Annotated in this window: 13 protein-coding genes; 6 read left to right on the forward strand and 7 right to left on the reverse strand. The window is 62.0% G+C overall.

All coding sequences use genetic code 11. The annotated features are described in order from the left end of the window. On the reverse strand, positions 1-1,029 hold a 1,029-nt coding region (locus tag JHD64_RS19225; RefSeq protein ID WP_199055076.1), incomplete at its 3' end, for a propionyl-CoA--succinate CoA transferase. A gap of 537 nt (positions 1,030-1,566) precedes the next feature. Between JHD64_RS19225 and JHD64_RS19230 the strand changes: the two genes are divergently transcribed. From JHD64_RS19230 to JHD64_RS19250, 5 genes are all read left to right on the forward strand, one after another. Then, on the forward strand, positions 1,567-2,181 hold the full coding sequence (locus JHD64_RS19230; RefSeq protein ID WP_199055077.1) for a TetR/AcrR family transcriptional regulator: 615 nt from the start codon (positions 1,567-1,569) through the stop codon (positions 2,179-2,181). An 81-nt stretch (positions 2,182-2,262) separates the two neighbouring features. Continuing rightward, the gene (locus JHD64_RS19235; RefSeq protein ID WP_199055078.1) at positions 2,263-3,801 is read left to right on the forward strand and encodes an efflux transporter outer membrane subunit; all 1,539 of its coding nucleotides are present in this window, start codon (positions 2,263-2,265) and stop codon (positions 3,799-3,801) included. 48 nt (positions 3,802-3,849) lie between these two features. Then, positions 3,850-4,977 carry an efflux RND transporter periplasmic adaptor subunit gene (locus tag JHD64_RS19240; RefSeq protein WP_059285645.1) on the forward strand — a complete coding sequence of 376 codons (1,128 nt, stop codon included), beginning with the start codon at positions 3,850-3,852 and terminating at the stop codon, positions 4,975-4,977. A 9-nt stretch (positions 4,978-4,986) separates the two neighbouring features. After that, positions 4,987-8,043: an efflux RND transporter permease subunit gene (locus JHD64_RS19245; RefSeq protein WP_110313535.1), complete on the forward strand. Its 3,057-nt coding sequence runs from the start codon at positions 4,987-4,989 to the stop codon at positions 8,041-8,043. A 261-nt stretch (positions 8,044-8,304) separates the two neighbouring features. Then, positions 8,305-8,529 carry a hypothetical protein gene (locus tag JHD64_RS19250; protein ID WP_059285646.1) on the forward strand — a complete coding sequence of 75 codons (225 nt, stop codon included), beginning with the start codon at positions 8,305-8,307 and terminating at the stop codon, positions 8,527-8,529. A 177-nt stretch (positions 8,530-8,706) separates the two neighbouring features. Here the strand turns inward: JHD64_RS19250 and cydX are convergent, their stop codons facing one another. The 5 genes from cydX to cydP all read right to left on the reverse strand — a co-directional run bounded on the left by cydX (position 8,707) and on the right by cydP (position 12,121). Then, positions 8,707-8,814, reverse strand: a complete 108-nt coding sequence (gene cydX / locus JHD64_RS19255) for a cytochrome bd-I oxidase subunit CydX (protein WP_338059449.1) — start codon at positions 8,812-8,814, stop codon at positions 8,707-8,709. Beyond that, positions 8,811-9,182: a NifB/NifX family molybdenum-iron cluster-binding protein gene (locus JHD64_RS19260; protein ID WP_199055079.1), complete on the reverse strand. Its 372-nt coding sequence runs from the start codon at positions 9,180-9,182 to the stop codon at positions 8,811-8,813. The genes cydX and JHD64_RS19260 overlap by 4 nt, the downstream gene beginning before the upstream one ends. Further along, positions 9,172-10,311, reverse strand: coding sequence for a cytochrome d ubiquinol oxidase subunit II (gene cydB, locus JHD64_RS19265; protein WP_199055080.1), 1,140 nt, complete (start codon positions 10,309-10,311; stop codon positions 9,172-9,174). Before cydB ends, JHD64_RS19260 begins: the two co-directional genes overlap by 11 nt. A gap of 78 nt (positions 10,312-10,389) precedes the next feature. Then, on the reverse strand, positions 10,390-11,940 hold the full coding sequence (locus JHD64_RS19270; protein ID WP_199055082.1) for a cytochrome ubiquinol oxidase subunit I: 1,551 nt from the start codon (positions 11,938-11,940) through the stop codon (positions 10,390-10,392). Then, complete coding sequence (gene cydP / locus JHD64_RS19275) at positions 11,930-12,121, reverse strand: cytochrome oxidase putative small subunit CydP (protein WP_059287162.1); 192 nt, start codon at positions 12,119-12,121, stop codon at positions 11,930-11,932. The genes JHD64_RS19270 and cydP overlap by 11 nt, the downstream gene beginning before the upstream one ends. 188 nt (positions 12,122-12,309) lie before the next feature. Between cydP and JHD64_RS19280 the strand changes: the two genes are divergently transcribed. After that, entirely contained in the window at positions 12,310-13,644 is a 1,335-nt protein-coding gene (locus JHD64_RS19280) for a sigma-54-dependent Fis family transcriptional regulator (protein ID WP_199055084.1), read from the forward strand. Positions 13,645-13,715: 71 nt separating this feature from the next. Here the strand turns inward: JHD64_RS19280 and JHD64_RS19285 are convergent. After that, positions 13,716-14,257: Dyp-type peroxidase (locus JHD64_RS19285; protein ID WP_199055092.1), on the reverse strand; the 542-nt coding region annotated here is incomplete at its 5' end.

Genomic DNA, 14,257 nt, shown 5'->3' on the forward strand with positions numbered 1-14,257 from the left:
GATACAACCCAGACGGCGCACCAGTTCGGCATGGTTGGAAATTTCCTGCGGCCGCAGCACGATGCGCTCGCGGTAGTGCGCGATATTACGGGCAAACTCCTGCACCCCTTCCGGGCTAAGCGACAGCGCGGTGGCCGAGGCCATGCGGATGGTGTCGGTGCGGATCAAATCCAGCATGCCGTCCTGAATCACCTCGGTAAACGCTGTCAGATTGCTGAAGCCGCCATCACGCAAGCCGCCCAACACCGCATTGGCGATATTGCCCACGCCAGACTGCAAGGGCAGCAGGTTCTCCGGCAGGCGGCCCATCTTGATTTCGTGCTTGAGGAATTCCACCAGATGGCCGGCAATGCGCTGGCTGGTTTCATCCGGCGGGGTAAAACGACCCAGCCGGTCCGGTGCATGGGTTTCCACCACCGCCACCACCTTGGCCGGGTCCACCCGCAGATAGGGCTCGCCAATACGGTCGCCCGCCTGGGTCAGTGGAATCGGCTGGCGATTGGGCGGCAATGCCGTGCCATAGTAGATGTCATGCATGCCATCCAAGCCCAGCGGCTGGGTGCTGTTGACTTCCAGAATCACCTTGTCGGCCAGGTCCAGCCAGGTCTTGTTATTACCGATGGAGGTGGAGGGAATCAGCCTGCCATCCGGCAGGATGCCGGCCACTTCCACCACCGCCAGGTCGATCTTGCCGAGAAAGCCGAACCAGGTGTATTGCGCCACCTGGCCCAGGTGCACGTCCATGTAGTCGATTTCACCGCGGTTGATGCGTGCGCGCAGTTCCGGGTCGGACTGGTAAGGCAGGCGAAAATCAATGCCGCCCGCCTTGGCCAGCGCGCCGTCCAGCTCCGGTGCGGTGGAGGCACCGGTGAGCACACGCAAGGCGAACTTCTCGCCGCGTCCCTGCGCCGCTTCCATGCGGCCCGCCAGTGCCAGTGGCACCGCCTTGGGGTAGCCCGAGCCGGTAAATCCGCTCATGCCCACGGTCATGCCCGGCTGGATGTGTGCGGCGGCTTGTTCAGCCGACATGATTTTCCCTGCCAGACCGGCATGGTGTATGCGTTGTTCCACTTGTTGTTCCCTTGCAATTTGCGGCCTGTTTGCGGCCTGCTGTTTTATCGAGCGTTGCTCCGGCCTGTCCCGGCCAGATTCATGCTGAGGACCGACGTATATCCTTACCTTTACGTCAGCTCGGCAGACCCGCTACTTAAGCAGCTTCCTCGTGTGCGCCGCAGATTAATCGCAACAAGCATGATCCACATCAAAACCTGTTTGTCGGGCGATGTTATAGGGTAGGCTTCGTTGCTGCGCCGAAAAATAATGACAATTAAATATTTTTCTGAATATTAAAATCATTATGGATAATTCGCCGCAAACACCTGCCTTGCAGCCACCACCACTTTGTCCCGTCCGGGTGGACAGCCCGCCAGCCTGACACTGCCCCTGTCGCAAATTTGCCTCAGCACGCCCGAAAAACCGTCCTGTCCACAATAATCCGCCGCGCATGCTGGCAAACCGCATGGAATATTGTTAGATTGCCTTTTCTTGGTAACTTAACCAAAAACCATGACAGCAAGCCGACAATCCACACCACCCTGTTCGGCCGCCAGTTGCAAGGACATCCGCACCAAGCTGATCGATGCCGCGCTGGATGTCCTGCTGCATGACGGAATCCTGGGTTTCAGCCAGAGCAAGGTGGCCAAACAGGCCGGGTTGCGCCAGAGCCACCTGACCTACTACTTCCCCACGCGCAACGATCTGCTGACCGTGGTGGTGGAACATGGCTGCCAGATGGTGATCAATGCCCAGGGCTGCCATGACGCAGCGCCCATGCCCACGCTGGAGGAATTCCGCCAGGCCATGTGCAACAACATCTGTGACAGCCGTATTGCCCGGCTGATGGTGGCAGTCACCGTGGCGGCCGAGGTCGACCCCAAGCTCAAGGACTGGATCAGCGATTTCGACCGCCGCATGCTGAACAACAAGAAAGAAGCCTTCAAACGGCTGGGCGTTCACGCCAGCGACGACGAAATGGCCCTGTTTCACAGCACCATCGCCGGTATTGCCCTACGCAATCTGAATAGCAGCGGCCCGCAGGATAGCGAGGAAGCCCGCCGGCGCTTTCTGTACGCCTTTGACCGACTGATCAAAGCGTCGCATCCGGTAGCAAGATCAGAATAATCCGAAGAATCAACTAGCCCACAAGGCAGGACAATGCAAAGCCGCCACCACAGCCGCGCAAGTCAAGAACAGGAGTACAGGATGCAACCCAAGCACTTACCGGGCCGCTTACCGGCAACAGCGGCCTTAACCCTCCCCCGGGCAGCGCTACCGCTGCTGCTCGGCCTGGCATTGTCGGGCTGCACCCTGACGCCGCCAGCCAGTACACCGCAGCTGGTGGACGGGCAGAGCCGGCGCTATGGCAGCAGCCCACTGGCCGAACATACTGTTGCGAGCCCGCAGGCGGGCGCAGCCGGCATCACGCAGCACCTGGCGCTGGGCCAGCAATTGCAACCGGAATGGTGGCAGCTGTTCCGCTCGCCCGCTCTGGACCAGCTGATTAGCGAAGCGCTGCACAATAGTCCCAGCCTGGCCGCGGCGCGTGCCGCACTGCGCCAGGCCCAGGAAAATTACAATGCCGCGGCCGGCACGCTGGAATACCCCTCGGTCAGCGGCCAGCTGGGCGGCAGCCGCCAGCGCCAGACGCTGTCCGGCAGCTCCCCCAGTGATTTCAATGTGCTGAGCGCCGGCCTCAACGTGTCCTATACGCTGGACCTGTTCGGTGCCAATCGCCAGCAATTGCAGGGACTGATGGCGGCCAGCGATTACCAGCGCTACCAGCTGGAAGCCACCTACCAGACGCTGATTTTCAATGTGGTCACCACCGCCATCCAGGAAGCCTCGCAGCGCGCCCAGTTGCAAGCCACACGGGAAATGCTGACGGCTGCCGAACAGCAGCTGCGCATCGTGGAAAAGCAGGCCGCACTGGGGGCGGTCGCGCGCAGCGGCGTGCTGTCGCAATCCACGCTGGTGGCACAGACCCGCGCCCAGCTGCCGCCACTGGAAAAAGCCCTCGACCTCACCCGCAACCAGCTGGCGGTGTATGTCGGCAAGCTGCCATCAGCAGGCGGCCTGCCGGAATTCACCCTGGACAGCCTGCATCTGCCGGTCGAGCTGCCGGTGTCGCTGCCTTCGGAACTGGTACGCCAGCGGCCGGACATCCGCGCCAGCGAAGCCTTGCTGCAACAGGCTGGTGCCCAGGTCGGCGTGGCCACCGCCAACCAGTATCCGCAAATCAGTCTGACCGGCAGCTTTACCCGCGAACGCTTGTTCCTGGGCGGCGTGACCGCAGGCAGCAGCCTGTGGAGCCTTGGGGCCAGTGTCAGCCAGTCCTTGTTTGACGGCGGCTCACTGCGCGCCAAGAAGCGTTCTGCCGAAGCTGCTTACGAACAGGCCCAGGCCCAGTACCGGGAGACCGTGCTCAAGGGCTTCCAGAACGTGGCCGACAGCCTGCGTGCCGTCAGCGCCGATGCCAGCGCCCTGCAAGCCCAGGCCGACGCCGAGGCACAGGCACGCGAGACACTGCAGCTGACCGAGCAACGCTTCCGCCTGGGAGCGGTCAGCCAGCTCAATCTGCTGGATGCCCAGCGCACCTGGCAGCAGACCCGCATCAATCTGGTCAGCGCCAGCGCCAGCCGCTATGCCGACACCGCCGCGCTGTTCCTGGCGCTGGGTGGCGGCTGGTGGAACCGCAGCGACGACATCGCCAACCCGACCCCTGCCGCCCAGGCCAAGCCCTGAGCGCGACTGGTAAACGACACGCAATCTAGAGAAAACAAGGAAAGCAATATGACCAAGCGAATGTTCATCATGCTGGGAGGCATAGTGCTGCTGGTAGTGGTACTGGGGCTGGGTTTCTTCATGCATATCCGCACCCTGATGGCCGCCGCACCCAAGCCGCAAGCACAGGTGGTCAGCACCATGATCGCCAAAAAATCCAGCTGGCAGCCGCAGCTGGAATCGGTCGGTACCCTCAGTGCGGTACATGGCGTGGACGTCAGCAGTGAAGTGGCCGGCCAGGTACGCAGCGTGAACTTTCAGTCCGGCCAGGATGTGAAGGCCGGGGATGTACTGGTGCAGCTGAATGCCGATGCCGACATCGCCCAGCAGCATGCGCTGGAAGCCGCCGCCGAACTGGCCGCCATCACGCTCAAGCGCGATCAGGCCCAGCTGGCGGTGCAAGGCGTATCCCAGGCCCAGGTGGATAACGATGCCGCCGACCTGAAAAGCAAGAAAGCACAAGTGGCGCAGCAGGCTGCCCTGGTGGCCAAGAAAACCATTCGTGCGCCGTTTGCCGGCCGCGTGGGGATCAGCAGCGTCAATCCCGGCCAGTACCTGAATGCCGGCGACAAGATCGTCACCCTGCAGCAGATCGACCCCATCCATATCGACTTCAATCTGCCGCAAAGCCAGCTGGCTGCGGTCAGCGTCGGCCAGAAAGTGGTGATCAAGACCGACGGCACCGCCGACAAGACCTTTAACGGCAGTGTCAACGCCATCAACCCCAAGATCGACACCAATACCCGCAATGTGCAGGTGCAGGCACTGATCGCCAATCCTGGCCGCAGGCTGCTGCCCGGCATGTTTGCCAGCGCCAGCCTGGACACCGGCAAGCAACAGGCCTACCTCACCCTGCCGCAGACTGCCATTACCTATAACGCTTACGGTTCCACCGTGTTCGTGGTGGTAGCGGCCGGCAAGGAGGCATCGGCAGCGGCAGGCAGCCTGGTGGCCAAGCAGGTGTTCGTGCAGACCGGGCCGACCCGTGGCGACCAGGTGGCCATTCTCAGCGGTGTGAAAGAAGGTGACCAGGTCGTCACCTCGGGTCAGGTCAAGCTGAAAAACGGCATTGCCGTTGCCATCAACAACAGCGTACAGCCGGCCAACAACCCCAATCCGACTCCGCAGGAACAGTAAGGGCCCGCCATGAAATTTACCGATATCTTCATCCGGAGACCGGTGCTGGCCACCACCATCAGCTTGCTGCTGGTGGTGCTGGGCTTGCGCTCGCTGTTTGGCCTGCCGGTCAACCAGTATCCGCAAACCCAGAATGCCGTGGTCACCATTTCCACCACTTATTATGGTGCGGATGCCAAAACCATTGCCGGCTTCATCACCCAGCCGCTGGAAGGTGCCATTGCCCAGGCCCAGGGCATTGACTACATGTCCTCCACCAGCAATAGCGGGGTGTCCACCATCACCGCCAACCTGCGCCTGAACTACGATGCCAACCGGGCGCTGACCGAGATCAACACCCAGGTCAACTCGGTGAAAAACCAGCTGCCCGCCCAGGCGCAGCAGCCGGTGCTGACGGTGCAGACCGGCCAGACCACCGACGCCATGTATCTTGGCTTTTACAGCAAGACCCTGGCCAACAACTCGGTCACCGACTTTCTGAACCGGGTGGTCAAGCCCAAGCTGGATGCGATTCCGGGGGTGCAAACCGCCGAATTGCTGGGTGCGCGCCAGTTCGCCCTGCGCGCCTGGCTGGACGCCAACAAGATGGCGGCCCATGGCGTTTCCGCCACCGACGTCAGCAATGCCCTGGCTGCCAATAACGTACTGGCCGCCGTGGGCAAGACCAAGGGGCAGATGGTCAGCATCCCGCTGACCGCCGCCACCGACCTGCACAGCGTGGAAGAATTCAAGAAACTGGCAGTCAAGCAAAGTGGCGATGCCATCGTGCGGCTGCAGGACATCGCCACGGTGACGCTGGGCTCGGAAAACTACGACTTCAACGTTGCCTTCAGCGGTGAACGCTCGGTATTCATCGGTATCAAGGTGGCACCGGAGGCCAATATCCTGGACGTGGCCAAGAGCGTGCGCACCGCCTTTCCCGCCATCCAGCAGCAATTGCCGTCCGGCCTGACCGGCCAGATCGTCTACGACTCCACCGACTTCATCAACACCTCGATTCATGAAGTGGTGAAGACGCTGCTGGAAGCGCTGGTGATCGTGACCGTGGTGATCTTCCTGTTCCTCGGCAGCTTCCGTGCCGTGCTGGTGCCGGTGATTGCCATGCCGCTGTCCTTGATCGGCACTTTCTTCATGATGCTGGTGCTGGGCTACTCCATCAACCTGCTGACCCTGCTGGCGCTGGTGCTGGCCATTGGCCTGGTGGTGGACGATGCCATCATCGTGGTGGAAAACGTCGACCGGCACATGAAGGAAGGCAAGACCCCCCTCGACGCGGCCATCATCGCCGCGCGCGAGCTGGGCAGCCCGATTCTGGCGATGACCGTGGTACTGGTGGCGGTGTACGTGCCCATCGGCTTTCAGGGTGGCCTGACCGGTGCGCTGTTTACCGAGTTTGCCTTTACCCTGGCCTCGGCCGTCACCGTCTCCGGTGTGGTGGCGCTGACCCTGTCGCCGATGATGTGCTCGCGCTTCTTCCGCCCCGAGCAGGATGAGGGACGACTGGTCAAGGCCATCGACCACACCTTCGAGAAAGTGCAAAACGGCTACCGCCGCCTGCTGCACAGCCTGCTGGAAACCTGGCAGGTGCTGGTGGTGATGGCGGTCATCATGCTGGCGCTGCTGGGGGTGATGACCAAGATGTCGCAATCCGAATTGGCTCCGGAAGAAGACCAGGGCATCGTGCTGGGCCAGATTGTGGGCGCACCGACAGCCACCGCCGACCAGATGCAGACTTATGCGCAGCAGATGTATGCCATCAGCAAGGCCATGCCGGAATACGAGCAGATGTTCCAGATTACCGGCACACCGACCGTCAATGCCGGTATTGGCGGCATTCTGCTCAAACCGTGGGAAGACCGCACGCGCAGTGCCAAGCAAATCCAGCAGGACCTGCAAGATCGCTGGAACAAGATTGCCGGCGTGCGGGTAGCGGCCTTCCAGTTCCCGCCCCTGCCCGGCTCGTCCGGCCTGCCGGTGCAGTTTGTCATCAAGACCACCGAGCCCTTCGAAAACCTCAACGAGGTATCGCAACAGCTGCTGGACAAGGCGCGCAGCTCCGGCAAGTTCTACTTTGCCGACGTGGACCTGAAAATCGATGCACCGCAAACCACCGTGGTCATCGACCGTGACAAGGCCACCGCCATGGGCATGACCCAGCAGGATGTCGCCAATGCGATGAGTGCAGCCATGGGGGGCGGCTACGTCAATTACTTCTCCATCGACGGCCGCTCTTACAAGGTGATCCCGCAATTGCTGCAAAAGGACAGACAAAACCCCTCGCAGCTGCTGGACTACCAGGTACGCACGCCCAATGCCGGCATGATCGCCCTGTCCACCATCGCCAAGCTGAAAACCGAAGTGGTGCCGGAATCCATCACCCGTTTCCAGCAACAAAACTCGGCCACGCTGTCCGGGGTATCCGGCCAGGCGCAGGGTGAGGTGCTGAAATACCTGGAAGACACCTTGAAGGAAATCGCGCCCAGCGGTTATACCGTCGATTACGCCGGTCCTTCACGCCAGTTCAGCCAGGAATCCGGCGGCTTTGCCCTGACCATGCTGTTTGCCGTCATCATCGTGTTCCTGACGCTGGCGGCGCTGTTCGAAAGCTTCCGCGACCCGGTGGTGATCCTGGTCTCGGTGCCGCTGGCCTTGTTCGGTGCGATGATCTTCATCTTCCTCGGCTTCTCCTCCATCAATATCTACACCGAGGTGGGCCTGGTGACGCTGATGGGCCTGATCAGCAAGCACGGCATCCTGATCGTGGAAGTGGCCAACGACTTGCGCAGCAAGGGTGCCAGCAAGCTGGATGCCATTGTCGGCGCGGCAGAAATCCGGCTGCGTCCCATCCTGATGACCACCGCGGCCATGGTCTTTGGTGTCATCCCGCTGGTGATTGCCTCTGGTGCCGGTGCCGCCGGCCGCCATGCCATGGGCCTGGTGATCTTCACCGGCCTGTCCATCGGCACGCTGTTCACCCTGTTCGTGGTGCCGGCCATGTATATGGCACTGGCGTCGGAACATCACGGCGAACCTGCTGCGGCCGCCAAGACGGAAAGCGCCGGCTAAACAGCAGCCCCTCCCACACAAGCCCGGCCCTGCCGGGCTTTTTTCATGGCATCCGGCAAAGAGTGCGGCTTTCTTGACCTAGACGAAAACTTTGCCTGCATTTGCCCACTAAGCTGACGGCAAATGCAGGCACAGGACGCGCCATGCTGCACATGGCGTCATGCGAACACCGCACGCATCGACCAGCGACACCCTACCGGGAGCCCGGACCTGTGACTGTTTTCCATCTTTGCATGACATCCCCCAACAGGAGATAAGACAATGGACAAGGCAATCAAGGCAGCCATGGAAGGCCTGCTGCGCGTGGCCACCGGTGAAACCCAGCATATCCGCCGTGCCAACTGCCCGGTGAACGGCTCGGAAGACCGCCAGGATGACTGCCCGGCCTGCCAGGCCATCCAGCGGGCAGAAAAGCTGCTCAAACCGCAATGGGCGGACAAGGCGCAAGTGCTGGAAACCGTGATCCGCCGCCTGGATATCGGCTGAGCCAGCCACACCCGGCATGCAACAGGGGCTGTCCCATAGCGGGACAGCCCCTTTCATTTGGCCAGCAGCAGGCGCGACACAACCCCAGCAGCGCATCCCCAGCGCCCACGCGGCGCTGAGATGACACCGGGTCAACTTTGCGCCCTGCCTCACTCGCCGGCGCAACCATGCACAGGGCTAAGGCAGTGCCTTGCGCTCCTCCTCATGTTCGCCCCACAAGGCATTCAGAATGCCCAGCGACACGGCAAAGCCGATACCCAATACCCATGCGAAATACCACATCATGTTCTCCCTGTAATTGATTGACAGCGGCCCTTGCCCGGCTGGCAGGGGGTGGCGCGGCGACCGGCCAGCCACTGGCGGGCCGCCGCCTGCGGCTCGCTTTCCGTGGTGAGTGACAGCGTGATGCCCAGCTGCTGCAGCCGCTGCGCCAGCGCCTGCCCGGCACTGGCGGCCAGCAGGACATCCACCCCGCGCAGCGGATGATCCGCCAGATCGCCGCCCTGGCACAGCAGCTGCGCCGGACTCAGCAACAGGCTGCGGCAACTGCCATCGGCACCATCCAGCAGCCAGAAATGCGCGCACTTGCCGGCATGAGGGCTGACCGTGCGCCGGTTCTGGCTGGCAATGGCAATCTTGATCTCAGTAGGCACTGTGATTGTTCTCCCGCACATAGGCGGCGGTCACCTTGCCGCCCATCACCTTGTAGGCCCAGCGGGTGTACAGGATGATCAGCGGCATGAAGATCAGCGTGGCCACCAGCATCAATTCCAGCGTGAGCTGGCTGGACACGCTGTCCCACACCGTCAGGCTGGAGGCCGGGTTGCTGGACGAGGGCATCACAAAGGGGAACATGCTGATGCCGGCGGTGCCGATGACCCCGGCCAGTCCCACGGCTGAGGCCCAGAAAGCGGCAAAACTGCGGCCACCACGCAAGAGCAGCATGGCGGCGATGCCGGCCAGATAGGCGCTCAGCGGCAGCAGCATGGTCAGCGGCCAGCGCTGGTAATTGCCCAGCCAGGCCCCGGCGACGCGGCTGACGGTTTTGGCCAGCGGGTCGGGCAGCGCATCCGGCTGCACTGCCGAGCTGATCACATAGCCATCAATACCCAGCGCCAGCCAGATGCCGGCCAGGGTAAATCCGCCCAGCCACAGCAGGCCGCTTGCCATCACCCAGCGTTGTGCGCGCCGCTGGATGTCGCCCTCGGTACGGTGCACCAGATACACCCCGCCGTGAAAAGTGATCATGGCGCTGGACACCACCCCGCACAGCAGGGCAAAGGGGTTGAGCAGGCCCCAGAAGCTGCCGTCGTAGGTGGACAGCAGATTGTTGTCGAAATGAAAAGGCACGCCTTGCAGCAAATTGCCAAAGGCCACGCCGAAAATCAGCGGCGGAATGGTGCCACCGACAAACAGGCCCCAGTCCCATACCGAACGCCAGGTCGGGTTGTCGATCTTGCTGCGGTAATCAAAGCCTACCGGGCGGAAAAACAGCGCCCACAACACCAGCAGCATGGCCCAGTAAAAGCCGGAAAATGCCGTGGCATACACCAGCGGCCAGGCCGCAAAAATGGCCCCGCCACCGGTGATGAACCACACCTGGTTACCGTCCCAGTGCGGGCCGACGGTGTTGATCACCACCCGCCGTTCGGTATCGTCCTTGCCGACAAAGGGCAACAGCGTGCCCACGCCCATGTCGTGACCATCCATGATGGCAAAGCCGACCAGCAACACGCCGACCAGCAGCCACCAGATCACCTTCAAACTTGCATAATCCAGCATGATTATTCCTTCGTACTGCGCACAAAACAGTGCAACATCCCTGGCGCGATACAGCCGCAGAGGTGTTGCCAGCCAATATCAATGAGCGGTTTCATGGTCGTAGCGACCCGTGCCCAGACTGCCCGGCCCTTGGCGGGCAAAGCGCACCATCAGCATCATTTCCACGACCAGTAACACGGTGTAGAAACCGACAAAACCGGCCAGCGAACCGTATAACGACTCCAGCGACAGCGTGGAAACCGACAGCCGGGTGGGTAGTACGCCGTAAATGGTCCACGGCTGACGGCCGTATTCGGCCACCACCCAGCCCAGCTCACAGGACAACCAGGGCAGCGGCAGGCAGCACAAGGCCAGCTTGAGCAGGCGCGGACGGTGCTGGAAATTGCCCTTGAGCGAGGCCCAGAAGGCCCAGCCAAACAGCAGCAACATGGCCATGCCCATGCCCACCATCAGCCGGAAGGACCAGAACATCGGTGCCACCCGCGGAATGGTGTCGCGCGCGGCGGCGTCTATCATCTGCGGTGTGGCCTGGGCCACGTCGGTGGTGTATTTCTTCAGCAGCAGGCCAAAGCCCAGATCCTTTTTGTGGGCTTCCAGCACCGCTTTGGCCGCACTGTCCTGGCGGTCGCGCCGCACGCTTTCCAGCGCCTGTACTGCCAGCATGCCGGACTCAATACGCAGGCGGTTCTGCGCCATGATTTCGTGGATGCCGGGGATTTCCTTGCTGAGCGAACGGGTGCCAATCAAGCCCATCACCCAGGGAATGCTCACCTGCCAGTCGTTCTCCATGCGTGTTTCATTCGGCCAGGCCAGCAGATTGAACGAGGCCGGTGCCGGCTCGGTATGCCACATGGCCTCGATGGCGGCCAGCTTGGTCTGCTGCGCCTCGCCCACGGTGTAGCCGGATTCATCCCCCAGCACGATCACCGAACAGACGCTGGCAAAGCCAAAGGCCGCGGCTATGCGGAAGCTCTTGCGGGCGAATTCCACATTGCGCCCGCGCAGCAGATACCAGCTGGAAATCGACAGCACAAACATCGCCCCGGTGACATAACCGGCGCTGACGGTATGCACGAACTTGGCCTGGGCATCCGGGTTAAGCAGCAGCGCGGCAAAGTCGGTCATTTCCATGCGCATGGTCTGATAGCTGAACTCGGCCCCCACCGGATTCTGCATCCAGCCATTGGCAATCAATATCCACAAGGCCGACAGATTGGTGCCGATGGCCATCAGGATGGTCACCAGCAAGTGCTGCTTGCGCGACAGCCGCTCCCAGCCGAAAAAGAACAGGCCGATCATGGTTGATTCCAGGAAAAAGGCCATCAGCCCCTCGATGGCCAGCGGTGCGCCGAAAATATCGCCCACATAGTGCGAGTAATACGCCCAGTTGGTACCAAACTGGAATTCCATGGTGATGCCGGTAGTCACCCCCAGCGCAAAGTTGATGCCGAACAGCTTGCCCCAGAAACGGGTCATATCCTGATACACCTGCTTGCCGGTCATCAGCCATACAGACTCCATGATCACCAGCAGCCACACCATGCCGATGGTCAGTGGCACGAACAGGAAGTGGTAAAGCGCCGTCACGGCGAACTGCAGTCGTGATAAATCGACGACGTTATCTAACATTGTTTTTCTCCAGGTGTTGGCTGGCCATCCCCGCCTCCCGCATTCCGTCGGCCATGGCGGCGGCATCGACATGGACGCGGTAGGGCGCGACCAAGGCTTTCCAGATGATCAGCAGCAGCACGATCTTGATGCCGATGATCCAGGCCAGTTCACGGCCCAGTTTGCGTGGTGGTTTGTTCATTGCAGGCTCTCGGTTGACGCGGTGGCGGCACAGCTGGCCACCCGCTTGCGCCGGGGCAGGCAGGGTGGGCCACCGCGTTTGGCCTGGCTGTTTGCAAATGCCATGCCAGGCTGTACCGCCTGTTTTCAGGGGGATTACTGGCGGTTTTCCGGCTATCATGTCATTTTTGACATGTCAGAAAACACACTATGTCACCCCTGTCGAATGAAGCCAGCCTGGACACCATCAGCCGCATGCTGGACGAGCTGAGCGAGCCGCGCATCGTCATTACCGAGCACTTTGAAATCCTGCATGCCAACCAGGCCTACCGCGCCGCCTACGGTGCCGAAGCGCCGGGCCGCCACTGCTACGAGGTGTCACACGGCTATCAACGCCCCTGTGATGAAGAGGGCGAGTCCTGCCCGCTGCGCATGACGCTGGCCAGCGGCCAGCCGGAACGGGTGCTGCACATTCACCGCACGGCGCATGGCGACGAGCATGTGGATGTGGAACTGATGCCGCTGGCGGATATCAGCGGCCATCGCCACCTGTTCATTGAAAAGATGAAGCCGCTGCAGCTGGCCAGCAGCCAGGCGGCCGCCGACAAGATGGTGGGGCGCAGCGCAGTGTTTCGCCGCATGCTGCTGCTGGCGCAAAGAGCGGCCCCTTCCAGTGCGGCGGTGCTGTTGATCGGCGAATCCGGCACCGGCAAGGAAGGACTGGCACGGGCCATTCACGACAGCGGCGGTGCTGCGCAACGGCCGTTTATTGCGGTGGATTGCGCCAGCCTGAGTGAAACCCTGCTGGAAAGCGAGCTGTTCGGCTATGAAAAAGGGGCGTTTACCGGGGCCAACCAGCGCAAGCAGGGCCTGGTGGAAGCCGCCCATGGCGGCACGCTGTTTCTGGATGAGATTGGCGACCTGCCGCTGTCACAGCAGGTCAAGCTGTTGCGCTTGCTGGAGTCCGGCAGCTTTCGCCGCGTGGGGGGCATCAACAGCATTCCCGCCAGCTTTCGGCTGATTGCTGCCACCCACCGCAATCTGGCAGCCATGGTCGAGTCCGGCAGCTTCCGCGCCGACCTCTACTACCGGCTGGCGGTGTTTCCCATCCGCCTCCCTCCCCTGCGCGAACGGCGCGAGGACATTCCGCTGCTGGCGGCCTCGCTGCTGGAGCGGGTTGCCCCCGGACGCAGGCTGCAACTGGAGCCGGCTGCGCTGCAATGGCTGTTGCAACAGCCTTTCAACGGCAATATCCGCGAACTGCGCAATCTGCTGGAACGCGCCAGCCTGCTGAGCGACGGCGATGTCATCACGCTGGAAAACCTGTGCGCCGACGAATGGAACAGCACACCACCGGCGCCCCCAGCCATGCAGGACTTCCACTGCGGCCTGCTGCCGCTGGAACAGCTGGAAAGCCAGTATCTGCAATGGGCGGTGGCGCACAGCGGCTTAAGCCGCCAGCAGCTGGCCTCGGCGCTGCAACTGACCGAGCGCACGCTCTACCGCCGGCTGGCCGGCAGACAAAAGAAAGCCCCCGCCAGCTAGGCAGGGGCAAAAGACAACCTTGGTGTGTGCGTTGTAGCAAACTCTGTTCCAGCCTGATGGCCGGGCCGCCATCAGCGCGCGGCTTGCAACAGGCCGGCACCGAGATAGTCGCTGCCGCTCACTCCGGGCAGGGCAAAGAAATAGCCACCGCCAAACGGTTTGATGTATTCCTCCAGCGGTTCGCCATCCAGCCGGTGCTGGGTAGCGATAAAGCCGGTTTGCAGATTGGACTGGAAGCAGATGAACACCAGGCCCATGTCCAGCTGGCCGGATTTGGTCAGCCCCAGCGAATAGCTGTAGCTGCGACGCAGCAGCCTGGCATCGTGGCGGCCATGCAGGCGTGGCTCGGCCCGGCGCATGTGCGAATCCAGCGGCACCTGCTGGCCGTGCGGGTCTGCCGCAAAGCCGGGGTCGTCGAATTCGTGGGTCTTGCCCAGCGGCGCACCACTGGCCTTGTCGCGGCCGAAAATACCCTGTTGCTCGCCCAGCGGCGTGCGGTCCCACTGCTCCAGCGTGAAGCGGATCAGGCGAATGGCGACATAGCTGCCGCCCTTGGCCCAGGCCGGCTCCTGGTCCTTGTCATCCACCCACACCAGCGCATTCATCTGTGCGC

The sequence above is a fragment of the Aquitalea sp. ASV15 genome (assembly GCF_016429115.1).
Classification (GTDB): Bacteria; Pseudomonadota; Gammaproteobacteria; order Burkholderiales; family Chromobacteriaceae; genus Aquitalea; species Aquitalea magnusonii.

What these genes read in the sequence shown, in the direction of transcription:
- JHD64_RS19240 (WP_059285645.1), top strand. Translation starts at nt 3,850, where the DNA reads ATGACCAAGCGAATGTTCATCATGCTGGGAGGCATAGTGCTGCTGGTA.
- JHD64_RS19280 (WP_199055084.1), top strand. Translation starts at nt 12,310, where the DNA reads ATGTCACCCCTGTCGAATGAAGCCAGCCTGGACACCATCAGCCGCATG.
- cydB (WP_199055080.1), bottom strand. Translation starts at nt 10,311, where the DNA reads ATGCTGGATTATGCAAGTTTGAAGGTGATCTGGTGGCTGCTGGTCGGC.
- JHD64_RS19230 (WP_199055077.1), top strand. Translation starts at nt 1,567, where the DNA reads ATGACAGCAAGCCGACAATCCACACCACCCTGTTCGGCCGCCAGTTGC.
- cydP (WP_059287162.1), bottom strand. Translation starts at nt 12,121, where the DNA reads ATGAACAAACCACCACGCAAACTGGGCCGTGAACTGGCCTGGATCATC.
- JHD64_RS19270 (WP_199055082.1), bottom strand. Translation starts at nt 11,940, where the DNA reads ATGTTAGATAACGTCGTCGATTTATCACGACTGCAGTTCGCCGTGACG.
- JHD64_RS19245 (WP_110313535.1), top strand. Translation starts at nt 4,987, where the DNA reads ATGAAATTTACCGATATCTTCATCCGGAGACCGGTGCTGGCCACCACC.
- JHD64_RS19250 (WP_059285646.1), top strand. Translation starts at nt 8,305, where the DNA reads ATGGACAAGGCAATCAAGGCAGCCATGGAAGGCCTGCTGCGCGTGGCC.
- cydX (WP_338059449.1), bottom strand. Translation starts at nt 8,814, where the DNA reads ATGATGTGGTATTTCGCATGGGTATTGGGTATCGGCTTTGCCGTGTCG.
- JHD64_RS19235 (WP_199055078.1), top strand. Translation starts at nt 2,263, where the DNA reads ATGCAACCCAAGCACTTACCGGGCCGCTTACCGGCAACAGCGGCCTTA.